At 71.2% G+C, this 24835-nt stretch carries 15 protein-coding genes; 8 read left to right on the forward strand and 7 right to left on the reverse strand.

Annotated elements, in window-relative coordinates; translation table 11 throughout:
- Positions 1–259 precede the first annotated feature (259 nt).
- Both NQZ70_RS38985 and NQZ70_RS38990 read right to left on the reverse strand, forming a co-directional pair.
- Positions 260–6997 carry an RHS repeat-associated core domain-containing protein gene (locus NQZ70_RS38985; RefSeq protein WP_237244430.1) on the reverse strand — a complete coding sequence of 2246 codons (6738 nt, stop codon included), beginning with the start codon at positions 6995–6997 and terminating at the stop codon, positions 260–262.
- Positions 6998–7097: 100 nt separating this feature from the next.
- Positions 7098–7580, reverse strand: coding sequence for a hypothetical protein (locus NQZ70_RS38990; protein ID WP_129578760.1), 483 nt, complete (start codon positions 7578–7580; stop codon positions 7098–7100).
- A gap of 855 nt (positions 7581–8435) precedes the next feature.
- On the opposite strand from NQZ70_RS38990, the gene NQZ70_RS38995 reads away from it, so the two are divergent.
- The 6 genes from NQZ70_RS38995 (at position 8436) to NQZ70_RS39020 (ending at position 16242) form a co-directional block, all read left to right on the forward strand.
- Positions 8436–8888, forward strand: a complete 453-nt coding sequence (locus NQZ70_RS38995; RefSeq protein WP_129578761.1) for a hypothetical protein — start codon at positions 8436–8438, stop codon at positions 8886–8888.
- A 431-nt stretch (positions 8889–9319) separates the two neighbouring features.
- Entirely contained in the window at positions 9320–9847 is a 528-nt protein-coding gene (locus tag NQZ70_RS39000) for a hypothetical protein (RefSeq protein WP_237244431.1), read from the forward strand.
- Between the two features lie 71 nt (positions 9848–9918).
- Positions 9919–11670, forward strand: coding sequence for a tyrosine-type recombinase/integrase (locus tag NQZ70_RS39005; protein ID WP_237244432.1), 1752 nt, complete (start codon positions 9919–9921; stop codon positions 11668–11670).
- A 192-nt stretch (positions 11671–11862) separates the two neighbouring features.
- Positions 11863–12309: a hypothetical protein gene (locus NQZ70_RS39010; protein WP_237244433.1), complete on the forward strand. Its 447-nt coding sequence runs from the start codon at positions 11863–11865 to the stop codon at positions 12307–12309.
- Positions 12310–12848: 539 nt separating this feature from the next.
- Positions 12849–15149 carry a CapA family protein gene (locus tag NQZ70_RS39015; protein ID WP_237244434.1) on the forward strand — a complete coding sequence of 767 codons (2301 nt, stop codon included), beginning with the start codon at positions 12849–12851 and terminating at the stop codon, positions 15147–15149.
- 172 nt (positions 15150–15321) lie between these two features.
- Positions 15322–16242, forward strand: coding sequence for a M23 family metallopeptidase (locus NQZ70_RS39020; protein ID WP_129578763.1), 921 nt, complete (start codon positions 15322–15324; stop codon positions 16240–16242).
- A gap of 76 nt (positions 16243–16318) precedes the next feature.
- On the opposite strand, the gene NQZ70_RS39025 is transcribed toward NQZ70_RS39020, so the two are convergent.
- The 4 genes from NQZ70_RS39025 to NQZ70_RS39040 all read right to left on the reverse strand — a co-directional run bounded on the left by NQZ70_RS39025 (position 16319) and on the right by NQZ70_RS39040 (position 21834).
- Positions 16319–17263 (reverse strand): RluA family pseudouridine synthase, encoded by a 945-nt coding sequence (locus NQZ70_RS39025; protein WP_129578764.1) that lies wholly within the window; start codon positions 17261–17263, stop codon positions 16319–16321.
- Positions 17264–17268: 5 nt separating this feature from the next.
- A complete protein-coding gene (locus NQZ70_RS39030; RefSeq protein ID WP_129578765.1) occupies positions 17269–18771 on the reverse strand; it encodes a hypothetical protein in 1503 nt (500 codons plus the stop codon).
- Positions 18772–18832: 61 nt separating this feature from the next.
- The gene (locus tag NQZ70_RS39035; protein WP_129578766.1) at positions 18833–20407 is read right to left on the reverse strand and encodes a hypothetical protein; all 1575 of its coding nucleotides are present in this window, start codon (positions 20405–20407) and stop codon (positions 18833–18835) included.
- A gap of 89 nt (positions 20408–20496) precedes the next feature.
- Positions 20497–21834, reverse strand: coding sequence for a Stp1/IreP family PP2C-type Ser/Thr phosphatase (locus NQZ70_RS39040; protein WP_129578767.1), 1338 nt, complete (start codon positions 21832–21834; stop codon positions 20497–20499).
- A 362-nt stretch (positions 21835–22196) separates the two neighbouring features.
- On the opposite strand from NQZ70_RS39040, the gene NQZ70_RS39045 reads away from it, so the two are divergent.
- Positions 22197–22949 (forward strand): hypothetical protein, encoded by a 753-nt coding sequence (locus tag NQZ70_RS39045; RefSeq protein ID WP_237244435.1) that lies wholly within the window; start codon positions 22197–22199, stop codon positions 22947–22949.
- Between the two features lie 97 nt (positions 22950–23046).
- Entirely contained in the window at positions 23047–24225 is a 1179-nt protein-coding gene (locus NQZ70_RS39050) for a tetratricopeptide repeat protein (protein ID WP_129578769.1), read from the forward strand.
- Between the two features lie 58 nt (positions 24226–24283).
- On the opposite strand, the gene NQZ70_RS39055 is transcribed toward NQZ70_RS39050, so the two are convergent.
- On the reverse strand, positions 24284–24787 hold the full coding sequence (locus NQZ70_RS39055) for a hypothetical protein (protein WP_129578770.1): 504 nt from the start codon (positions 24785–24787) through the stop codon (positions 24284–24286).
- Positions 24788–24835 lie beyond the last annotated feature (48 nt).

The raw sequence follows: 24835 nt of genomic DNA on the forward strand, positions 1-24835 counted from the left end.
TTATCGGTAGGGCTCGGTTCGGCCTTGACAGGACTTCCTCCAGGAGCTGATTCGATCAGGTGGAGGAGGGTCCATGCAAGTCCGTAACAATCGTCTGGCCCGAATGAACTGACTAACAGCGCGGCCTCCTCGTCCGTCACCGGCCGCTTAATGCGCTGCAGGTGTGCCTGGTGCAACGCTATTGCCTCCTCAGAAGCGCGAGAGTCCGGAAGTGGCCCAAGCAGAACGAATTCTTCTACTTCCCTGCGGACAGTCATAATTATCTCTCCATGAGTTCGGGGAAATTTTGCCTATAGAACTGCAAGAGGTCGCGGAGCCCTTGGTCGTACTTGGGGCCGACGATCTGGCGGACGTCGCGGATGTCACGAGCGAGCACATCGCGGAACGACATTCCCGCCTCGGTTCGGGCCGTAACTCGACCAAGTACGCCGTAGGTCCGTGTCGCGGCGTGCTCCTCTGCCATCATGACCAACGCCCCTCCGTCCGCCCGAGAAGTGAACCCGAGAGCCACCTGCGGCATGTGATGCGGTGTCAGTCCGTCCCCGACAAGACGTCGGGCATCAAGAGCGGCGAACCGACCGGCTTCTCCGGCCACCACTCCTCTCCCGGCGGCGCCCGCCGCGGCGGCGGACTCCTCCGCGAGCGCCCCCAGCCCTCTGCCCGCGCCGAACACGGTGGCTGCGCCAAGGATGACGGTCTTCACCCCCGCCGCGCCCGCAACCCGGTAATCGCCCCGGTCGATGGCGAGGGCCGTATCCGCGCCGCCCCGCCCGATCTGGTAGAGCGGGTTCACGGCGTTCAACGCGCCGAGGAGCCCGCCCTCTTCGTACCCCGCCCACGCCGCGCTCCCGAGCTCGTAGCCGCTGTAGATCCCGAGCGTCAGCGCGTTCAGCGCCAGCGAGCGCGCGACGCCCGCCGCCAGCTCGCCCGTCCCCTCCGCGGCGCCGAGCAAGCTCTGGCCGACGACGGCGCTGGCGTCCGTGTGCTCCGGCGCCGTGCTCACCGGCTGCGGCACATACCCGGACGCGCTCCCGGTCGTGCTGACGTCGACGGGCGGCATGGCGCCGCCCGTCTCGGCAGCTACGGTGTTGGTATCGGCGCCGGCGCGCGCCTCGGGCTCCGGGACGGGGCGGACGATCAGCTCGAGCCCGATCGGCGGCAGGTCGAGCACTTCCAAACTGAACTCGGCGCCGGCCGGCAGCGGTGAGCGGGCTCCGGCCTCCGGGAGCGCTTGTTGAAAGCCGCCCGGGTCGACGTACGCGAGGGGGTTGTTCAGCACGTAGCTGTACGGATTCCAGCTCTGCCCGAAGGACGGGATCGAAACGATCGGGTCCGTGGTCAAGAATCGCCCGATCTTGGGATCGTAGATCCTGCCCTTCATGTTCACGAGCCCGAGATCGTCGTCGCTCTCGTGCCCGGTGAACCCCTGCGTCGTCATGCTGGAGAACGACGCCGGCCCGGTCTCTCCCCACACGGGGTTCCTGCGCTGCCCGAACGGGTCGTAGCTCCTCCGCTCGATCACGTCGCCGTCCTCGTCGGTGAGCGCATCGACCGAGCCGAGGTGATCGACATGCACGTAACGGGTGCCGCCGTCCGAGCCTCCTCGCGTCACGATCGCCACAACGCGCTCCGGCGAGTGGACGTGGTACCGATGCTCCACGGTGCCCGACGCCCGATCGGTGACCCGCTCGTACAGATCGCCGAAGTAGAACGTCTCTTTTTCCGGCGTGGTCTTGCGGATCCGCTGCTGGTCGCCGTCGTAACCGAACGTGATGGTGCTCGCGCGTTGCGTGATGCGCTCCGGCAGGTCGAACGGCGTATAGCGCACCGTCGTGCCCCCCGGCCGCGCGATCTGATTGCCGACAGCGTCATAGGCGAAGCTGCCCGTGCCCGCGCCGGTGACCGCGTGCGGGTGCAGAGGGTCATCGTACGAGAGCGTTCCGACGTCCGACTTGAAGGTGAGATTGCCATTCGGGTCGTGGTCGTAGCGGAGCGCGCAGGGCGCCGACGCGCTCTCGACGTCGCCGAAGTACGCGCAGGTCAGCCGATGGAGCGGGTCGTACCGGAAGCGTTCCGTCGTGTTCTCAGGCTGGAGCGCGTCGGTGCGGCGCGTGAGATTGAGGAGATCGTCATATCCGTAGTCCAGGTCTTGCACCTTAGCCGCGTCGCTCTGCGTCACCATGTGCCTCAGGCGCTGCTTGTCGGCGAAGTAGCTCCGCTCCGTGACGACGCCGTTGCCGAACACCTCCTCCCGAAAGCGCCCCGCGTCGTCCACGTCCGTCAAGCGCCAGTAGGCGGAGCCCGTTCCGCGGTCGCGCACGGCGATCACATGGCCATGCGGGTCGTGGTCGTGGTCCACGACGAACGGCGCCGCGCCGGCCGGCGCCGGATACGTGACCGCCTCGACGCGACCGAGCTCGTCGTAGCCCAGCCTGGCCTCCAGGGGAGCGCGCTCGCCGTCGATGCGGAGCGAGATCGTGTCGAGCTGGCCGCGGTCGGTGTACCCGTACGTCTTCTCCCCGTCGGGGCTCGCGAGCACGTGGAGCTTTCCGATCCCGTGCGCCGCGGTGTCCCAGGTCCACGTGGTCGTCAGGCGCTCGGCGTCCCTTTGGTCCACGCGGGAGCGGGGTCGCCCGAGCGCGTCGTACGCCCACGTGGTTTCTCGCCCGAGCGCATCGGTCGACGAAACCAGCTCGCCGAAGCCGTCATGGATCGAGACCGTCGTGCCCCGATCGGGGTCGTCGAGCTGCCGGACGCGGCCGAACGCGTCGCGCCTCGTGCGCGTCACCGCATCGCCTGGATCGGTGACCGTGTGCAGCATGCCGAACGGGCCGTAACTGTAGCGGGTGATCCCGTCTGCGGCGTCGGTGATCGACTCGGTTCGCCCCAGCGGATTCTGCTCGGTCACGGTGACGTGATCGAGCGGGTCGGTGACGCGCACGCGCAGGCCATCGTACTCCGTTGTCGTGACCGCGTTCCATGGCGTCGTATGCCGCACCTCGCGGCCTACCGCGTCGTACTCGAAGCGATGGTACAGCCTCTCGCTTTCGGGGGTATCTTCGCGGACCGGCACCGAGCGCCGCGCGATGTGCTCTCCCAGCGCGTCGTAGCCAATCTCTTGCAGGATGCGCTTCGCATCGCCCGCCCCCTGCGCCGGCTCCGGCTCGGGCCCGTACCACCACCACCGGATCGGGCGGCCGAGGGCATCGAGCTCGATCGTATCGTCGGCCCCGCCGGTCGTCGTGCGCCGCTGCTTCACCCGCCACGCGTTCTGCTCAGGGCCGCCGTCCTTTGTGCGGGAGAGCGTGACCGTCGTCGTGCCATCCGGGCGCGTCTCGACGCCGAGGCGCCCGAAGCCGTCGTACGCCCACGTCGTCACGATCTGATTCGGATCGACCCGCTTGAGGAGCACGCCGAGCGCGCCGTCGTACTCCACGAGGGTCGTATGCTCGGCCGCGTTCACGTACTTCTCGGGGAACATGCCCTCCTCGTCGAAGTCCGTGCTGGATGTCCGCTGGTGGTCGAAGGCGTCCTTCGCCGTGACGCCGGTGATGTTCCCGAAGTCGTCGCGCGCATAGGCGATCGTCAGCTTCGTGTCCGGCAGGCCGTCGTCGCTCTCAGTGGACTCGGTCTCCACCTCGCCGTAGATCGTGGTCGTTCGCGTGAGGGTCCGACACTGCGACATTCCCGCCGCCGCGCTGCACTCCTTCTGCGTCTCGAGCTGGCCGAGGACCCAGCGCTCGGTGTCGTTCTTGAACGTCCGCGTGACCTTGAACGTCAGGTCGACGCCGCGCGTCGAGCCTTCCTCGGCGCGCACATTGCCGAACGTGTCGAAGTCCGTCACCGTCGACACCGAGTCCTGCAGCAGCGTCACGCCGTCGCCGCCGCCGCGCTCGACCTCCCGCACGTACGCCTCGATGGAGGGCTCTGCACCGCTCGGTGGTGGATAGATCCCTTGCGCTCGCCTCACCCGGCGCTCGGTCGGCAGCGTGAAGTACGTCGCGCCGTCGTTCGTCGGCACGAGCGCCCGCGTCACGTCGACGAACGAGAGCTCGATCTGCTCCGGTCTGGGCTGGCTCGGCAGCCCCGGCGCCCAGCGCCACGTCCGGTGGACGCTGCCCGCGAAGGGAAAGACCTGGAGCTCGTCGTCAAAGGTGACGTGATCGTACACGTCGAGCGCCGCGGCGCCCGTATCCACGTCGGTGACGATCCGCCCGCCAAAGCCGAGAAATCCCCGGCCCAGCCGGTGATAGCGCCCGTCGCGGTAGCTGACCTCGAAACGCCGCGGTCGGTTCGCGCCGTTGTTGAGGGCGTACGCGCTGACCACCCGACGAGGCCCGACCACGCAGCGGCGCGGATATCCGCAGTCGTCCGCCGCGCCGGAACGCGCGATGTACAGCGGGCTCTCCCGCGCCGGATTCTCCGCTCCGTCGCCCGTCGCCACCGACGCGTCGGTCAGATGCCCGTACGAGATGCTCACGTTGGGCACGAAGCCGGACTCGGTCGGGTCGTGCGCGTTCATCCCGTCGGAGACCGCGACCAGGAGATCCTGATCGGCCGAGAGGTTCCGGAAGACGTTGAACACGCCGCCGAGCGACAGGATCACGTCCTGCGCGCCGTCGCCGTCGACGTCGCCCGTGCGCGGCCCGCGCGGATCGGCGAGGGTGACCGCGTCGCCGAGGCTGGCCTCGAACGGCAGCCCCGGGTCGACGAGCCTGAAGGGCGGCCCCGAGCGGTCGCCCGTCGCGATCAGGACGGCCCACGACGGGAGCGCGTCGGAGCCGCCCAGCAGCATGCCTGGAGGAACCGGCATGAGGAGATCCTGCCGCCCGTCGCCGTTGAAGTCGAGCGGCACGGCGAACCGGAAGAACGCGTCCTGATCGGGAAGACCGAACAGATCCCCAAAGCTGAACGCGTCCACGGTCCGGAACGGCGAGGCCACGAAGGTCGGCCCCGTGTTGAAGTAGGTATAGAGCTGGTGGTCACCCGGGCCGGATTCGACGGCATCGGGCAGGCCGTCTCCGTTCACGTCGAGAAAGACGACGCGGCCCCCGGCCCACACGACGGGGAGCTCGGTGTCGATCACCTCCCAGCGCCCCTCGCCCCGGCGCATGATCGCGTCGTAGCTCGACCCGAGGAGGACCGTCCCGTCACCGAACCGTTGCAGAGCGGGCACGACGAGATCGATCTTGCCATCGGCGTCGATGTCGAGCGTGTGGAGCTCCGTATCGCAGGGATAGCCGGTGAGCAGCTCGATCGATTCGCCCGCGGGGTCGAAGCCCGCGGGCATCGCGCCGCGCGCTGGTCGCCAGGGGTGGACGGCCCACACGGCAGCGAGCGGGAGCGGTGCCTGTCCCTCGCGGGCGTGGTCCTCGCACTGGATCAGATCCGGCACGCCATCGCCGTCCAGATCGGCCAGGTGCATCGACGCGCCGGGGCTGCTCAAGCTGGGCGGCGCGGGCGTGACGCCGAGCGGGAACGGCCGGCGGATGCCCGTGTCATGGAGCGCGAAGGTCCAGTCCGGTCGGGACAGGAGCACATGCCACGTGACCTCGGTGCTGTAGACGTCGTGGAGCAGGACGTCCATCCGCCCATCGTCGTCGTAGTCCAGGACCGTCCCGAGCTCGGGCTGAAGAAGGGCCGGATCGGAGGGTCCCATCGGATCGGCGACCGTGGGCCACTCTTCGAGGAAGGCGAGCTCCGCCGGTGCGAGAAAGGACGACGAGGCACGTGGTCCGAGGTTCCGCGCCACCCGCCACGCGGTGATCGGATTCCTCGGTGTGCTGAGCCCCGCGACCATGTCCGGGATCACGAGGTCGTCGAGCCCGTCGGCGTCGATGTCGAACACCATCGGGCTCGCCCTCTCGGAGACGGGCTTGTCGATGTCCGTCGGCACCCGCTTGAATCCGGGCTTCGCGTGGCTGTACTGAAAGCGCGTGGGAGGCTTGCAAACCCTATCGCTCGCGCACTCCTCGACCTCGGTCAGGAGGGTACGGCTCGTCGTCGGGCTGAGTTCATAGCGGAATCCGTAGCTCCGGACCAGCGCGTCGCCCGGACCGAGCATCTGGATCTCTTCCAAGCGAAGCGAGCGCTGGAGCGCCATGCCGCCCGAGTAGCCGGTGCGAATGGCGGCCGGATCCTTGGTCGCATACACGAAGCGTACCGCCCGCGAAGGCTCGAGCGACGGCGCACCTTCGAAGCTCGTGTAGCGGATCTCGTCGACCGCGTACTCGGCGGCATGGCCGTCCTCCGCCTCGGCGAGGCAATACGCGTACGTCATGGCGTTGCCGCGGCCGTCGCGGGCCTTGTTCGCGAGCCAGGCGCGCGGGACGCCGCCCCGCGCGAGCGGCTTGCTGCCCTCGGTGCGTCCGTACTCGACGACACGGCCGCTGGGCAGAAACGCCTCGAAGAAGAGCGCCTCGGCGGGCGCACCGCCTTCCGAAGCGGAGTGCCCGACCACCTTGACGAACGTATCCGGGAACGTCCGGTACTCGATAGTCCCCGGCCCCTCTCCCACGGGAACGAGGCGCTGGCCGTCGAGGCAGAGCGCGTCGTCGCCGTCGTACCGCACGCCGCGGATCTCCCCGTCTTGCGCGAGGCTCTTGGGACATCGCGTGATCGCGGACAGCCCGGCGACGGCGAAGCCGGCGCCCAGCACGCCGTCGCCGCCGTCGCTGCGATAGGCGAGCTCGATCCGAGGCCCCATGCCCACGCGCGAGGGCGGGGAGGCCAGCTCCATGGTGTACACGGCCTCCCCGGTGCTCGTGATGGAGAACGTCCCCGGGATGGTGCCGGCGGCAACGGTCTCGACCTCTGGCGCGGGACGGGAGGTGGCAGGGCTGCGCACGCTCTGGGTCCGGCAGGCGACGACGCCCTGACGCGGGTCCATGGGCGGATCGCTGGAGATGCACTCGCACCCCCCCTGCGCGAGCACGCACGCAAGAAACATCACGAGCGGGGTGAGGGCCCGAAGCACATACCGCAGAACGAGCACCATTGCAGCCTCCGTCGCACCGAGAAGGCCACGGCGCGGCGGCCCGGGTCAAGCGATGAAATTGAGTCGGTACCCCTTCCCTATGCTGAGCTCAAGGCATTCATCAGGGTGTCTGTGCTCGGTTGACCTCCATGCGGCAACAGGGATTGCGCTGCGTCGAAAACGCTTTCGTCTGTCCGCGCTGGAGGCGCAGCAAGGCCAGAACGATCGGACGGTGCATCAACATCATCGCCCGCCCATCGCCCTGGGTGTGGCCCTGGCGGCGCTCAGCGAGGGCGACCATGCCATCACCAGGACCATGATGCCCCGCTCGATGCGCTTCTCCTGCGGGCCTGCGGGCTCGCGCGCTGCGGTTGCGCGTGGCCAGCTCGGCGGCGATCCGAAGCGCGGCGCGCTGGTCATGTTTCTCGGCCGGCGGCGAGATCGGGCGGAGGTGCTCTTCTGCGATCGCAGGGATGTCTTGCTCGCCGCTGCCGGTGCGGACCTCCGCGACGACGTCCCCGGGCCGCAAACCGGCGCAGGCCACGTCGGCGGCGGTGAGCCTCGCCGTGGGCTGATTGCCGCCAGGAGCAAGAGGGAGACGCATGCTTCCTCGGCGGCATGGGGGCGCGCATCTCAGGCCAGGCGCGCAGGTCCACCAGCACACGGCCCTGTGAACGCCCGGGCACACGTAGTGTCATTGGAGATGCTCTCCTGTAAACGTCCGGGTACACGTAGTGTCACTCCGTACGCTGCCGGGACGGCACGGCCATGGGTAGGCGTCCCCGGCCTCCTGCTCGCCCTGGTTCCGTGGCGCCAACCCCTCGCGCTACGATTCGGCGCGCGCGGGCGATCGCGAACTCCCGCTGCCGGCGTCCAACCCTTCGGCACTACCCGGCGTAGCTGCGGCGGCGAGCCCGTGCGACAGCGGGCCTGCTGAACGCGGCCGAGGCGCACCGGGCGGCGCCTTGGCGAAGCTTCGTGCCCTGGCGGGGGGCGACGGCGGCCGCGGCGGCGCCAGCGGCTACAGGCGTCCTACACGAGCGCCTCGGACGCATCGCGACGAAATCCTGCTGCTCATGGCTGGCCCGACGCGCGGACGCTGGTCGCGTTCTGGGCGACGCGCCTACCGTGGCGCCCCCCTCTGTGTCGCGTCCATGCGCGGCGCCGACAGAGCGCGCAGAACTACCAAATTGTCCCCTTCGCTCCCCCCCCTTTTTCAGCCCCTCAGCGGCACCTCTCGGAACACCCAACCCCGCGATGCGACATGGTGTTTTTCTCAGGCGCGTCTCCTGGTAGTTCGAGTCGAACTACCTGAGGCGCAGAACTACCTTTTCGGGCTCCTTCCGGCAGCGTCGGTCACGGTTGCTCGCGAACCCAATACGGATGGAGGTATGGAATGGCACAAGCGGCTCTCGCGCGTGTATCGGCACCGCTTGCTCTGCTTCAGGCGGACAGCGGCATGCAAGCGACCGAGAGAATGGTCCTGGAGCGGCCCGTCGGCGGATCGCAGCGCCCCAGCACGTTCAACCCCACCGCCACTGCGACGCTCGCGATCCCGCTGGACGGGCTCACGATCTCAGCGCCGCAGCCAGAGATGCTCTCGCAGAAGAACGTCGAGGCGGTCACCGGCATCCCGGCGCGCGTCTTCCTCGACACGATCCGCGCGCCGGGCTTCCCGTTGCCGGTCACGAAGCTCGGCAAGCTGCGCCTGGTTCAGCGGGAGGCGTTCGTCTCCCACCTCCAGGCGCTGGCCACTGCCCCTGCCTCGCGCCGTGACGCAGAGGGGGATGAGCGCACGCGGGTTGCTGCCGTGCTGGCGGCTGCCGGCCTCGAGGCGGTTCCGCGCACATGTTCACGCCGCCCCTGCGCTCCTCCAGGAACTGCGAGCCGTGGTCGGCTGCCGCCGAAGTAGAACGGGCTTGCTCGGCGGTGGCTCGCCGGACGAGCCCTTGATCGACCCCCACGCGACGCAGTTCCGTTGGCAGCGTGTGCCGATGTGCGATGGTTGCGATGGTGAAGATGTGATGCCGCCGATGAGCCCCACCGCCACGACCGGCCACGCCCGCGATCGCAGCCGGTCCCGGTGCACGTCTCGGCGGCGCTTCGCCGGGCGGTGCCGACGGGTCGCGCAGAGATACAAAATCGACCCCTTCGCTCCCCCCGTTTTCGGCCCCTCTTGGGGGCCTCCCAGAACACCTAACCCCGCGACACGACGTGATTTTCCCCAGGCGCGTACCGAAGGTATCTCGTGAAGAGATACCTTCGGCTGAGATACCTTTTCGGGCACCTTGCAGCCGCGTCGGTCACGGTTGCGCACGAACCCAACACGGATGGAGGTATGGCATGACACGAGCGGCTCTCGCGCGTGTGTCGGCACCGCTTGCTCTTCGTCTTGCTGACAACGGCGTGCGCGCCATCGACGGAGAAAGCCTGGAGACGCCCGCAGGTGGGTGGTCCAGCCCGAAGGTGATCGACCGACCAGCGACCGCGACGGCAACCGCGACGCTCGCGATCCCGCTGGACGGGCTCACGATCACGGCGCCGCAGCCGGAGATGCTCTCGCAGAAGAACGTCGAGGCGGTCACCGGCATCCCGGCGCGCATCTTCCTCGACACGATCCGCGCGCCAGGCTTTCCCCTGCTGATCACAAAACTCGGCAAGTTGCGCTTGGTCCAGCGCGAGGCATTCGTTGCCTACCTGCGATCGCTGGCCAGTGAGCCGGCCTCGCGTCGCACGACAGAGGCCGATGAGCGCACGCGGGTTGCCGCCGTGCTGGCCTCCGCCGGCCTCGAACCGGTCCCGTGTCCCCGCACCGGCCGGGCGAGCGCTCCTCGCGCACCGACAAGCCGTGCTAGGCTGCCGCCGAAGTAGAGCGGGCCCGCTCGGCGCTACCAACGCCGGACGGGCCCTTGATCGACCCCCGAATCACCGGAGACCGATCCATGACCGACGTACCCCAGCGACGGGCGCGCGCCAAGCGCTCGGCTTCGTTCACCACCTCATCCCTTCCTGCCCCCGCATCGACCGACCGGCGTTCGCGTTCGAGCCGCTCCGGCGGACGCCCCGCTCCGACGGCGCTGGTAGTTGCACCCGTCGCCACCTCGCCGGGCGCTGCGAGCACGACGGAGCGCCCGAAGCTGGGCGCCCGTGCTCCCAGCAGGCCGGCAGGAGACAAGCGGGCCAACGGCTCCGGGTCCGTCCGGCTGCGCGGGAAGACGTGGACCGCACGCCTCAGCCTCGGCGAGGCCGGTCGACCGACGTTCAGCTTGCCGACGTGCCGGACCGAGCAGGAAGCCAACGCGCGCCTGGAGGTGCTGGCCGACCTCGCCGGCCGCCTGCTCGCAGCCGGCCAGATCGTGCTCGGCCTGCCGTTGCTGGAGCAGGCGGCCGCGCGCGAGGGGCGCGCACTTCATGACGTCCGGCTTGCCATCGAGCAACTCTGCAAAGGCGAAGCGCGTGCTCGCCCGTCCGGGGAAATCACCTTCGCGGAGTTCGCCGAGTTGGTTGTTTCTGGAAGGCTCGCCGAGCAGTACCCGCTTCATGTGAAAGCGCTCCGTCGTCCCGAACCATACCGGCACAAGCTGAATCATGTTCTGGATGTGCTCGGTCCCATTCCTCTCCCTCGTTTGACACTCGATCACGCGGATCGGGCAATCTCCATGCTGCCGGCGCACCTTGAGGCTTCGTCGCGTCAAGGCATCGCAAAGTTCATCCACAGGATACTCGCGCTCGCGACCTATCCGGCGCGGATCATCGCGAACAATCCGCTGCCGCGTGGCTGGATCCCCAAAGCGGACGACAACAAGGCCAAGGGCTCACTCTATCCCGACGAGGATAGGCGTCTCATGGCGGCGGTGGACATTCCACTGTCCTATCGGATCTACTATGGCTTCCTGATCCGCGAGGGGATGCGGGCAGACGAGGCGGGAAGGCTGGAGCCGTCCGATCTCGATCTCGATCGCGGCGCCGTGGTGCTCGACGAGAACAAGACGGATGACCCACGCGCCTGGGCACTCTCACCCGATGTCGTGCGCGCGCTTCGGTCCTATTTCGCGATATGCCCGCCGAAGGAGCGTGTCTTCATCGGGCCGAACGGTCCCCTGCCAGGCCGCAGTGGAGCGAAGAACTTTCGGAATCACCTGCGCCGCGCTGGTATCGAGCGGGCTGAGCTGTTCGAGACCACGCAATCGAGGCTGAACATACGTTTGCACGACACCCGTGCGACCTTCATCACGATCAAGCTCGCGAACGGCCGCACGGAGACGTGGATCTCCGATCGGACCGGACACAAGTCGAGCCGTCAGATTCACAGCTACAAGCGCGCAGCGCGCAAGGTCGCTGAGCTCGGCTTGGGGGACTTCGCGCCTTTGGACGAGGCGATCCCCGAGCTGAACGGCAAGGGCGGCCCTGCAGGTGGAGGTGCTCCCACGTCCGCAGGACTGGAGGCGCGCTCGTCGTCGCCGAGCTACGACGCGTCCCTTGTCCGCGCGCTGCCCGACGGAGCGCCCAGCGCGGTGGATGACGACGCCGGCCAGTCCGCAGGGGGCAACGCGACGGCTACCGGCGCCGCGTTGGGCCCGCGTTGGGCCAAGCCGGCGGCTCGCCCCGCTACGGATCAGCTGCAAGCATCTGAAATTATTGAAGTTTCATCCTCGCCCGCCGCATCGTCTCAGGAATCCTGGCGGGATTTCTGACCTGCGGCGCCAGGGTGCAGCGAGCGCGCTCGCCGACACGTTCCGCCCGGTGGGGGGACCGCCGCCGACACGTTCCGCCCGGTGGGGGGACCGCCGCCGACACGTTCCGCCCGGTGGGGGGACCGCCGCCGGTGTGCGCCGGAATCCGGCCATCGCCTGGCCCTGCCTCCGAGACCGCGATAACAAGGCCTCATGAGGAAAGCCGCCTTTCTCGCCCGCCGGCTCCCGCCGAGCGGGTGTATCGTCGCAGGGACCAAGCTCGCCGCCCACCGGGAGGCGCTGAAATCGAAGAAGATCAAGCTCTCCGCCAAGGTCGACACCTCGATCCAATCCGTCCTCGGAGCCACCGAGGCCCTCCAGGCGCTCGGGAGCACCGACGCCACGATGACCGAGATCGACCGCGGCACCGATCGGTGCATCGGGGCGTTCGGCAGTGTGCTCGACAGCATCGTGCGCGCGTTCGATCACGAAGGCATCCTGCCGCTCTCCGACGAGGAGGCCGCGCGCCGCGCCGACGCGGCGCTCGTGCGCTCCGAGTTCGCTGAGCTCGCCGAGCGGATCGAACGCGAGCTGAAGCGCATGGATGATGCTGCAGCCGACGCTGTGTTTGGGCGTCAGCGCGAGAGACGCACACCCTAGCAGGACAGCGCCCGTGCAACGAGGCGTGCAGGAAGCGCCCTGATGGCCAGCCGCGATGAACGGCGCCGCCAAAGACGGCGCCGCTCCGTGCGCTGCACGCGCGCGCTGCCGGCCCACGGCGGTACGCCCCTATGCGACACATGCGCGCACCGCCACAGCGCGCCTTCCATGCGCACGCCTTACGCGCAGGAACACCTTGCCAGACCGACAAGACAACAAATCGCAGGCCGCTCCACTCGATCCCATAGCGAACGCCGACCCAAGCATGATAGTCTCGCAATAATCGTCTTTGTCTCCAACGCCGGCGCTGATACGGATCGAATCATGCATGGGTCGGCGCTCTCGCCGCCTCTGCGGCGAAGGCCGAGCGGTCAGTCGACGCTCGCGACCCTTTGAGGCCGGGAGAGAAACGCTGGTGTTCTGGTCGCACGGCATTTTTGTACGTGGGTGACCGGCCCGGCGGAGCTCTGCTCTGGCGTCGTCGTCCTCTTTTGATGTCGGCCGTCCTCGGACAGGACCCGCGCAGACCGGGAGCGATCATGGCAAGAAGGCGCGTCATCCCCACATTCACTCTCTCTTCGCTGTCCGCGTGCGCCGCGCTCTGCGCGTCGCTCCCCGGGGGCGAGGCGGCGGCGGCTTACCGCTTCGACGCGACCGAGGCGGCGTTCGACGCGACCTACGCGGCGACGCCCATCGACGTCACCGGCGTCGTCGTCGACGAGGCGGGGTCGCCGATCGCGGGGGCGGAGGTGACGGCCATCGGCTGGGGGAGCGGCGCGGTCAACGACGGCGAGCTCGCGTTCACCGACGCGGCGGGCGCGTTCACCCTGGCGGCGCTCGCGCGGCGCTCGGTGCTGCTGCGCGTCGAGGTGGACGGGTACTCTACCGAGATCGTCCCCGCCGACCTGCACCGGCCGCTCGCCGCGGCCTCCGCCGCGGTCGGCCGCGTCGTGCTGACCGAGCAGCGCGCGGGCCGCGCGCGGCTCCTCGTCGGAGGCGACACGATGTTCGGGCGGCGCTTCGTCGACAGCGACGCCAACGGGGTCGAGGGGGAGGCCGGCGACCTGATCCGCCCGGGCACCCGGGAGGCGGACGCGCTCGCCGTCCTCTCCTTCCTGCGCGACGTCCTCTCGTCGGCCGACTACACGCAGGTGAACCTGGAGTCCCCCGTCACGGCCAACCCGGCGACGCCCCACCCGTACAAGTCGTTCACGTTCTTCTCCTACCCCGAGACGGCCCGGGCGCTCGCGCTCTCCGGCGTGGACGCCGTGAGCCTCGGCAACAACCACATGTTCGATTACATGGAGGGGGGCGTCGCCGACACGCTCATCCACGTGCCGAACGCCGGCCTCGACTGGTTCGGCGCCGGACCGGACAAGACGACGGCGAAGGGCACCGTGCTCTACCGGACCATCCGCGGCGTCGACATGGCCTTCCAGGGGTTCAACCAGCTCGTCAACGACGGGTCGACGGACGCGGCGTACACGCTCACCGCCTCCGACGGGCCCCCGCCCAAGGCCGGCGCGCTCGAGCTCAGCCTCGCGGAGATCAGCGACTTCATGGCGGAGGACGCGGTCGGGCGCTTCGGCATCCCGGTGGTGCACGGGGGCATCGAGTACAGCGATTATCCGTCGTCCGGCATGCGGCGGCGGTTCGTCCAGCTCGTCCAGAAGGGCGCCGGCATGGTCGTGGCGCACCATCCGCACACGATCCACGGCGTCGGGCTGTACGACGCCGGCGCCGGGCCCCGCTTCGTCCTCATGTCGCTCGGCAACATGGTCTTCGATCAGGACGTCTTCGAGACGTACCAGTCGTACCTCGCCGCGATCGACATCGACGAGGACTCGAGCGGCAACCGCGCGGTGCACCGCGTCCAGCTCATCCCGTTCCAGAACGAGGACTACGTCCCGAAGCTCGTGGGCGGCGCGTGGCTCGGGCGGGCGATCCGCCACATCGGCCACCTCTCCACGACGCTGCCGGCGGCGCCGTCGTCCGGCGAGGCGGCGGACGGCCTGACCGGGGCGGTCGTGTTCGCGAGCGGCCCGCGGGCCGCCGCGGTGAGCGATCCGTCGCAGTACACGACGAGCGAGCACGTCGAGACGCGGATCGTGCCGCTCACGAGCCGCGCCACGGGGCCCATCGAGCACCTTCGGTCGGACGAAGCGGACTCGCTCGCCGCCCTGCAGACGAGCGCCGCCGCGAGCTGCGATTACGGCCGGGAGATCATGCTCTACGGCGACTTCGAGGACGGCGACGTCGACGACGCCTTCCACGAAGGCTCGATGTGGTCGATGAGCGAATTCCGCTACATCCAGAACAGCGTCGTCCACGGCGGGACCGGCGCGATGGTGTTCCTGCGCAAGTCGAGCAGCACCACCGAGGTCTCGACGTACATGAACAACCGCGTCAAGTTCGACCCCGGCCGCAAGCTGACCTTGACCGGGTTCCTGAAAGGCGACAACGCCGGTCAGGTGCGCGTGCAGGTCTACTGGTACACGAGCGGCGGGGCGAGCGTGTCGAACAGCGTCGTGCTCACGCGCGCGGCCGGCACCTACGACTGGCAGCGGTTCACGGTCGATCTCACCCCGCCGTCGAACGCGGGCTCCGTGCGGTTCTATTTCCGGGCGGGCTCGCCGGCGAGCGGCGAGGCCGCCGCGTTCCTCGACGACGTGTCGCTCATCGAGTGGGAGGGCACGGTCGCCGACGCGTCGCTCGGGTTCGCGCTCCCCACGCCGAACAACTGGGGCTTCGCGCGCTGCACCGCCGTGAATCCGGCGCTCACGAGCCTCGGCGTGACGATGACGCACCGGTCGTACGCGCTGGCCCCGGCGACGCCCTGAGGCCGCCGCCGCGGCGGCGCGGGGCGGGGCGGGAGCTCGGGACCGCGCTCGACCCGGGCAGGCGCGCGGGGGTCGCCTCGACTTCCGTGCTCTGCTTGGATAGCATGAGCGCGCGGCGCTCCGCCGTGGGCTCGACCCCTGCCCTGCGCTCGCGCGCCACGGACTCGCCCTCATGAAGCCATCGCGGAAATCGTCGTGTCTCGCTCCGGTGCTGGCCCTCGCCGCGGCCCTGGCCGGCTGCGGCTCGGACCCGGAGGGCCCTGATCTCGTGTGGCCGATCGGGGGGACGGACGAGATCCAGCCGATGTCGTCGAGCTTCGGGCCCCGCCTCCAGGCGTCGCGCGACGGCGTCTACGACTTTCATCGAGGCATCGACATCCCCACCCCCATGGGCACCCCGGTGTACGCGGTCGCCGACGGAAAGGTGACGCGCGCGGGCCGCTACGACGATTTCGAGGACGTCGTGGTGCAGATCGCGCACTGCGACGCGCCGGGCGCGTGCTTCTACAGCACCTACATCCACCTGGCGATGCCGCTCGTCGAGACCGGCGATCGGGTGGGGCGCGGAGAGCACATCGGCTACACCGGCCTCGCCGCGAGCAGCCTGTTCCCCCACCTGCACTTCGAGATCCGCGACGGAGGGACCGCAAAGGTGAATTGCGTGCACCCGCTCCGCTTCCTCCCGGCGCCGGCCGGTCTGCCGCCGGCGCTCGCCGTGCGCCGCACCGACAAGGACTCCACCTCGAGCGTCACGGCCGAGGTCGAGGTCACCCTGCCCGGCATCGCGCCAGGCCTCATCGAGGTCGCCGCCGCGACGGAGCGCCGCTCGACCGGAGAGGTCATCGAGGAGCGGGTGTTCAACTACGACGAGTGGAATCGCCAGTACACCGCGGAGGGAGACGCCGCGATCATCGACGAGCAGAGCCTCGGGGGCATCCGGATCGAGCCGGCGAAGTTCAACGCGCAGTCCTCGGCGTACGTCGTCGCGTTCCGCTTCAGCAACCTCGACGGGACGGCGTCGGCGGACGATCTCCGGATCACGGCGCGGGCGCGCGACGTGAACGGCCACGTCGTCGAGGCGAGCGCGCCCTGAGCCGCCCCGGCGCGCCCGCGCCGCGGCGACCCGGCGCGCGTGGAGGAGGGCGCGCGCCCGCGCCGCGGCGCCCGGCTCAGGCCTCGCCGACCAGCGCCGCCATGTCCGCGGGCAGCGGCGACGTCACCACGAACGCGGGCACCGCGTCGCTGCCGCCCCACCCGATGTAGTGCGCGTGCAGCGCGTGGCGGCTCAGCGCCTCCACCGCGGGCCCGCCGTAGAGCGCGTCGCCGGCCAAGGGGTGCCCCACCGACGCGAAGTGCGCCCGGATCTGGTGCCGCAGCGCCCGCGGGGCGCGCGCCTCGACGAGCTCCCAGAGCTCCACCTGCCGCACGCGCTTGTACATCGTCGCCGCCGGCCGCGGCGCGTAGCGCGCCACGTCGCGCGGGTGGATGCACGGGTAGACCCGCTTCTTGTCCTTCGGGTGCGGCGCGAGCGGCACCTCGATCGAGCCCATCTCCGGCAGATCGCCGATCTGGCAGATCAGCAGGTAGCGCTTGTCGAGCCGCCCCTCCTTCAGCCCGGCGACGAGCGCCGCGAACGCCGCGGGCGTGCGCGCCGCGAGCACGAGGCCGCTCGTGTCCGTGTCCAGCCGGTGGCACAGCCCAGGCTCCCGCGGGGAGAAGCCGATCGCCGCCATCTCGGGGTACCGCGCCACGAGGGCGTTCGCGAGCGTCCCGCGCTCGCCGGGATCGAGCGGCGCCGTCGGCACCCCGGCGGGCTTGTTCACCACGACGACGTCGTCGCGCTCGAGCACCACGTCGAGCGGCGCGCCAGGATCCGGCGTCGCCGCCCCGGAGGCCTCGGTCGGCTCGACGTCGACCTCCAGCACCTCGCCCGCCGCCGCCACGTCGCCCTTCGACGCGCGCCGGCCGGCGCCGCTCTTCCCCACGCCGAGCACGCGCACGCGCCCCTCGGAGAACAGCCGCTTCGCGCCCGCCCGTCCCAGCCCGGGCAACAGCTGCACGAGCAGCTTGTCGAGGCGCGTCCCTGCATCCAGCTCGGTGATCGTGATCTTCATAGCTCCTACGGAATCGCCCCCTGCCACCCGAGGCCGAGCGCGGGCGCTCGCCGGCTCCCGACCACGCTCTCTCCTATCACTCCCAGCATGGGCAGGCCGAACCGGTTCCACGAGGGGCCGGCGCTGCGGGCGCCCGCCGCGGCCGGGCGCGTCACGCACCACGCGACGCCCGCCCCCAGCAGGAACCCGCCGGCGGTGGCGCCGACCCACGCCCGCTGCTGGGCCTCGGTCGGGGCGTCGAAGACGAGCGGGCTGGCGAGCGCGGCGGCGCCGAGGCCGCCGAGCAGCGCGCCCACGTCGACCGTCAGGACCTCCGACGCCGTGACGTCGAGCTGGGTCGCCGCCGCGGCCGCTGCCAGCCAGCCGAGCGCCGCGCCGTAGCCCATCCCCGCGATCGGCGTGCGCTGCACGTCGCCCCGCGCCGCCCACTCGACGAGCCCGCCCAGCATGAGCCCGAGCCCGCCGCCCGACTGCGCGAGCAGCGCGCCGCCGTCGGACATGCGGCCCAGCGAGAGCCCCATCGCGGCGAGCGTGATCCCGGCGGCCCCCCCGATGAGCCCGGCGGCCCAGCGCTCCTCGATCGGCTCCTCGGCGTGCTCCGCGAAGCGGCCCTGGTAGATGAGGTGGCCCGCGATCGTCGGCCACCAGGTGCCGGACCCGAGGTACCACGCGTCGGCCACGCCGACGTCCCACTCCTCGGCGATGATGATCGCCCCGCCGAGCCCGATGCCGGCCCCGACCGCGAGCAGCGGGTAGAGCAGGCGCGGATCGTCCGAGCCGCTCGATCGCTGGATCGAGAAGCCGACGAGGCCGCCGTAGAGGGTCGCGTTGGCCGCGAGCGTCGCCTTCCCCAGGCTGCGCGCCGGCGTGGCGAGGCGCCCGCGGCACCGCTCGGCGCACGGCGCCTCCTCTCCCGGCGGGGGCGACGCGGCGGCGGCGCCGTCGAGCTCGGCCACGAGATCGCGGAGCATCACCGCGGCGCGCACCGCGACGTCGTCGCGCGCGACGCGCTCCACGCGCACCCGCAGCGATCGCGCGCCGCCGGACGCGAGCGCCAGCCGGAGCTCCACCTCGTCGCCGCGCAGGTCGAGGCTCGGCGCGATGAAGAGCCGGTCGCTCGAGCGCGCGCGCTCCAGGAGCTCGGCCTCGTCGACCGGCGATCGCGAGGCGGCGCGGCCTTCGAGATCGACCGACAGGCCGAGGTCCTGCGCCGTGTCCGAGAGGAGCCCGTCGAGCGCGCTGGCGAGCGGCGCGGCGCGCTCCGCGGCGTCGGGCGCGAGCGCCGTCGGGAGCACCACGGCCGCCCGCGCGGGCCGCGCAGGCTGCCCGGAGCCCGCGCGCTGCGCGGAGGGCGCGGACCCCGCGCGCTGCGCGGCCTGCGCGACACGCCCGACGCGCGCGGGCGGCGAGGCGCGCGCAGGCTCGGCCGACGCCGGCAGCGCCGCGGTGAACGCCGCGACGAGCGCCAGGGCGCTCGCCAGGCCGCGGAGGTGCCGGGGGTCGATCATGGCGTCGATGCTTCGGCCCCGGCGGCGCGCGCCGCGGTGCCACCGCCGCTCGGGGCGTCGATCAGAACATGAACGTGCCGCTCGCGAAGATGTCGAACGTGTTGCTGTCGTTGACGTAGAAGCGGCGGCCGACCGCGTTGATGGTCGGGCGGTAGTTGGGGTTCGGGCTGCCGGTGACGGTGAAGGTCCCGTCGTTGTTCTGGCGGCGGCAGGGCCCGGCCGCGCCGATGCTGTCCTTGTACTGCGAGTTGCACGGCTGGTCGCCGCCGATGCCGTGCCCCTGATCGTGGCGGAAGCCCGCGCCGAGCTGGAACTTCACGATCTCGGCCGCCCTCCACGTCACGCTCGCCGAGGCGCGGTACGAGCCGAACGGCTGGATGTCGCTGAGCCCCGTGAAGTACGTCCGCTGCGAGCCCTGATCGATGACCGACGGCGCGCACGCGCGCGGGTCGCCGCTCCGGCAGGCGGCCACGCTGTACGCCTCGTTCTCGCGGAACGACGCCCACTGCGGCTGCCGCAGCGTGGGCGCGTCGCTCGAGCCGAGCGCGTCGAACAGCTCCGAGTAGTCGCGCCCCTCGGAGTGGTACTCGCCGGTGAAGCGCAGGTCGAGCGTGAGCCCGGTGAACTTCTCGCGGTTCTCCCAGGGGATGATCATCACGCCGAGCATCACGTTGCCGACGAGCGGCGGGTGGTTCACCAGCGACGTCTTCAGGTCGGTGAGGCCGTAGTCGCTCGACTCCTGCTGGAACTCGAACAGCGCCTTGAACCCGCCGTACGGCTCGATGTACTTGATCCGCTTCGACAGGTACGTGTGCACCTCGAGGCCGATCGTGCCGCGCGAGATGCCGGGCTCGCGCTGGGCGATCCGCCCCCCCTCGAGCCCGCCGTCAGCCGCGCCGTTCCGGTTGATGTCCGTCGGGTCGGCGCACTTCACCTGGCCGCTCTTCGGCGACTCGGTGCAGGCGTGCATCGCCTCGCTCACCGGGAAGCGCCCCTCGATGCCGAACAGCCAGGTCGGCTTCGTCCGGTCGCGCGCCTGGTTCATGATGTTCACGTCGAGGCCGACGGCGAGGTACTCGATGCCGCTCCGGTTCGGCGACGTGAAGGGCAGCGAGAACAGCTGCTCCCCGGGAGCGCCCGCGAGCACGACGCTCTGGTGGTCGGCGCTGCCGTCCAGACCCGTGAGCTCGCGCGAGTGGTTCAGGATGAGCGGCATCCGGAGGTAGAGCGCCAGGTCGCGGTAGAGGCCGACGTCGAGGCGCATGTTGAACTTCGAGGTCGCCTCGCTGTAGCTCGCGACGTTGAGCATGTTCGACGTGTAGCCGCCCGTCGACAGGCCCGGCGCGGCGATGTTCGTCTCGCGGCGGATCTTGGCGGTCTTCGACGCGTGCTCGAAGCCGAAGCTGAAGTTCAGATCGAAGTTGTCGCCCTCGTCGAACGCGTCGACGACGCTCGTGAGCTCGCCGGTCTCCATCATGAGCCGCGGCTCGGTGGCGCTCCGCGGCTCGTCCGCGGCCGCGGGGGACGCCGCGAGGACCGCCGCCGCAGCGACGGCGAGCGACGCGAACGCCGAGCCCCCAGCCATGCCGATGGCGACGCGAGCGAGATGGCCTTCGCAGTACCTTCTGCCGTGCATGCTCATGGTTATCCGTCGGACGGACGCTACCGGCCGGGGTAGGAGGGTGTCAATCTGCGAATCGCTCGCCCGGGGCGCGGCGGCGGGGATCAGCGGGCGGACGAGCGCTCCTCGGCGGAGAACGGGCTCTTCCCCTCCTCGCTGTCGGGGAAGATCTCGTTCGTGATGTCCTCCGCGGCGAGCTCCTCGCGGGCGGTGGTCAGGTCGCGCGACGTCTGGTCGAGCCGGTCGGCGAGCACGCCGAGGAACTGCCAGAGCAGCTTGACCGCGAGCTCGTGCTCCTTGCGGAGGATCTCGAAGAAGTCGGCGCGGCGGACGGCGATGAGCTCGCTCTGCTCGACGGCCGAGACGGTGGCCGAGCGCGGCATGCTGCGGATGAGCGCCATCTCGCCGAAGTGCTCGCCCGGGCCGACCTCGCTCAGCACGGCGTCGCCGCGGACGATCCGGACGAGGCCCGAGAGCACGATGAACAGCTCGTCGCCGCGATCGCCCTCGCGGACCACGACCTGGCCGGGCTCGAACGAGAGCACCTCGGCGACCTGCATGACCCGGAGCATCTCGCGCTCGTGGAGGCGCGCGAAGAGCGGCATCTTCGCGAGCACGTCGCGCTTCAGCGCGAGCAGCCGCGCGCGGACGCTGTCGCGGTGATCGCCCGCGCCGAGCCGCACGAGGACGGCGGTGATGTTGTCCTTGCCGCCCTTCCTGTTCGCGAGATCGATGAGGCCGTTCGCGGCGACCTCGCCGTTCTCCTCCTCGAAGAACGGCTCGAGCTCGGCGGTGTGCGCGATGTACCCGTGGAGCCCGTCGGACGCGAGGAGGAACTGATCGCCCGGGAGCACCTCGATCGTGAGCGTGTCGACCTCGACGCGCTCGTACACGCCGACGGCGCGGGTGATCGCGTTCTTCTGCGCGACCTTCTCGATCTGATCGCGCGTGAGCTTCCCGCGCTTGATGAGCTCGTTGTAGACGGTGTGGTCCTCGGTGACCTGCTGGATGCGGCCCTCGCGGAGGAGGTAGATGCGGCTGTCGCCGACGTGGGCGATGTAGCCGTGCGAGCCGGCGATGAGGAGCGCGGAGAGCGTCGTGCCCATGCCGCGCTTCGTCGCGTCGGCCTTCGCCTCCTCGTGGATCCGCGCGCACGCGCGCTGGACGGCGTGCTCGAGCAGGCTGAGGACCTCCTTCATCGCGGCGCGCCGCACGTTGCTGCGCGCCTGGTTCTCGATGAGGTCCCGCTCCTTCTTGAGCTCCTCGTGGATGATGCGGACGGCGAGCGCGCTCGCGACCTCGCCCGCGGCGTGTCCGCCCATTCCGTCGGCAACCACAAAGAGCGCGAGCTTCTTGTCGACGAGGTAGTTGTCCTCGTTGTGGTCCCGCATGCGGCCGACGTCGGTGGCCGCATAAAACCTGATGTTTTCGGACAGGCCCATCGGTTCGGGCAGGCTACCCGAGGGCGCGGGAGGAAATCACTAGCGATTGCGCCCGCCGCGAACGGGACGACCGCCTCCCGTCGATCTCGCGCTCGCCGCGCCGGCCTCGCGCTCGCCGCGCCGGCCTCGCGCTCGCCGCGCCGGCCTCGCGCTCGCCGCGCCGGCCTCGCGCTCGCCGCGCCGGCCTCGCGCTCGCCGCGCCGGCCTCGCGCTCGCCGCCCCGGGCCTCGCGCTCGCCGCGCCGGGCGCGCCCGGGGCGTGCGTGCGCCGTCGGGAGGCGCTCGGGGTGCGGGTGGGGAATCGACCGCGTGGCCGCGGCTGCGAGCCGCGGTACATTCGGAACGCGTAGAATGGGAGGTTCGATGCGGCTCGTCCTCTTCGATAACACCGACGTCGGGTGGGGCCGCGCGCGGCGGGCGAGCGGCGCGCCCCGCCGGCGCGACGGCGCGGAGCTCGCGCGCGGCGCGGCCGCCGAGGCCGCGGACCTCGCGCGCGGCGCGGCCGCCGAGCCCGCGGACCTCGCGGTCCTGGGCGAGGCGGTGGGCGCGACGATCGGGCTCTCGCCGATCTGGCGCGCCGGGGCGCTCCTCCACCGCATGCGGGGCGCGGCCGACGCGTGGCTCGCCGCCTCGAGCTGGGCCGAGGCGCTCGGGTGGGCGGCGCGGACGGCGCGCGAGCGCGGCAGGAAGATCGCGTCGCTGCAGGCCTGGGGCCACGGCGGCTGGGGGTACATGCGCCTCGGGGCGAGCCGGCTCGACGAGGCCGCGCTCCGGCCGGGCTCGCCGCTCGACGCGGCGCTCGACGCCCTGCGGGCCGAGCTCGCGGGGCCCGACGCCGTCGTGTGGCTCCGCTGCTGCAGCGCGTTCGGCCACACCGGCCAGGCGTTCGCGCGGGCGCTCGCGGACCGGCTCGGCTGCCGGGTCGCGGGGCACACGTACATCATCGCGTTCTATCAGAGCGGGACGCACTCCCTGCGCCCGGGCGAGGCGCCGTCGTGGGATCCGCGCGAGGGCGTGCGCTTCTCCGGCGAGCAGCCGGCGGGCGCCCTGTGGTCGTCGCGCGCGGCCCCGAACACCGTCTCGTGCCTGACGGCCGATCTCCCGCCGGGGTATTGACGCCCGCGCGCCCGCCGCGCGGGCTGGGCCGCTCCCGCGGCGACGCGCGCCCCGGCGGCGCTCGACCCGCTTCGTCGCGCCGGCGTACCCTGCCGCCATGACGCCGCCCGACGCGCAGCGCGCCCGCGCGCTCGACCTGCTGAGCCGAGGAGACATGGCCGGCGGCATCGCCGGGCTCGAGGGGTACCTCGCGGGCGCGCCGGACGACGCGGGGGCGTGGCTCGCGCTCGGGGCGGCGTACTCGGCGGAGGGCCGCTGGGCGGACGCGGCGCCGGCGCTCGCGGCCGCGGTGGAGCGAGGCGGCGGCGACGCCGAGGCGCGCCTCGCCTACGCCCGCGCGCTGGTCCGCCTCGGCCGGCTCGACGACGCGGCCGCCGAGCTCCGGCGGGGCGCCGCGCTCGATCCGCCCGACCCGCGGGTGCTGCGCGAGCTCGGGATCGTGCTCTACGACGAGCGCCTCTACGACGAGGCGGCGCGCTGGCTCGCGCGGGCGTGCGAGGCGGCGCCGGACGACGGGCGGGCGGCCTTCGCGCTCGGGCTCGCGCACGAGGCGCGGCGGGACATCGCGCCGGCGATCGCGGCGTACCGCGAGGCGGTGCGGCGCGCGCCCGCGTTCGCCGACGCGCGGCTCACGCTCGCCGACGCGCTCGCGTCGATCGGAGAGCACGAGCAGGCGCTCCGCGAGCTCGAGGCGCTGCTCGCGCGCGAGCCGGGCCACGAGCGGGCGGCGAGCAACCGCGAGGTGCTGAGACGCGCGCTCGCCGAGATGCGCGCGCGCCGGCTGCTCGGCAAGACGGAGCGGGAGCTCGCGCGGTCGGCGCTCGTCGTCGAGGCGCAGCTCAGGCGCCGCGAGACGCTGGCGCCGCCCGTCCCGGTGGAGGGCGGCGGCGCGCGGCGGATCGTCCGCTACACGGCGCCGCTCCTCGAGCTCCACGTGACGCTCGACGCGGGCGGGGGCACGATCGAGGCGCTGCACCTCGCGCTGACCGATCCGGACCGCGCCGCGCGCGCCGAGGACGACGTCTTCGAGGTCACCGTGATCGGCGAGGACGGCCGGCAGGCGCCCGTGAGCTACGCGACGGGCGCGTCGCTCACGTTCCTGCGCGAGGCGCTCGGCTGCCCGATGACGCAGGCGAGCGCGCTCTACGCGTCGCTGCTCAAGGGGAGCCCGTCGATCGACTGGGGCGGCGCGACGCTGCGGTTCGCGAGCGTCCCGGGCACCGCGGGGAGGCCCGGCGGCGAGCGGCACGGCATCCTGGTCAGCCGGCGCGGCTAGCGGCGCCCGCCGGCGAGGATCTCAGGCGACGCGGCACCCGGTTCGCCGATCGCGACCTTCAGTCACATTCGTACTTCCACATGCAGAAGCCCTGCTCGTCGACGAGACCGGGCCCGTGGCGCAGGTGCCAGCACTCCATACCGTTCGGGCACGTGGTGTCCTCGTCGCAGGGCAACGAGCAGACCGAGTTGCACACGGGCGTGGCGGTCCCGCTCTGCGGCTGCGGGCAGTCCGCCGCCGTCTCGCACTCGTACATGCAGACCGCCGCCACGTCGCACCACATCGATCCATCTTCTTGTCTCTCGGCCACGTACGCCGCCGAGCACACGCGCTCTTCGCCGTCCGGTCCGGGATCCGGACAGACGAGGGGGAGGGCGAAGGAGCTCTCGTCCTCGGGGGAAACGACGCAGGCAGCCCACGGCCCCTCGGTAGCCCCCGCGACGGAGGTCGCCAGGTGAACTTCCACGATCGGATCGACGTGGCTGTCGAAGCACGCCGCCGGCGCGCACGCGAAGGCCATCGACAAGGCAAGAGCCCAGAGCTTCGTCACCGTGATCTTCATGCAGCCCTCCACGCCACGCGCCCGAGCGCCCGGCGTCCAGACGTTCTG

Origin of the sequence: Sorangium sp. So ce836, assembly GCF_028553905.1 — a bacterium.
GTDB lineage: Bacteria > Myxococcota_A > Polyangia > Polyangiales > Polyangiaceae > Sorangium > Sorangium cellulosum_D.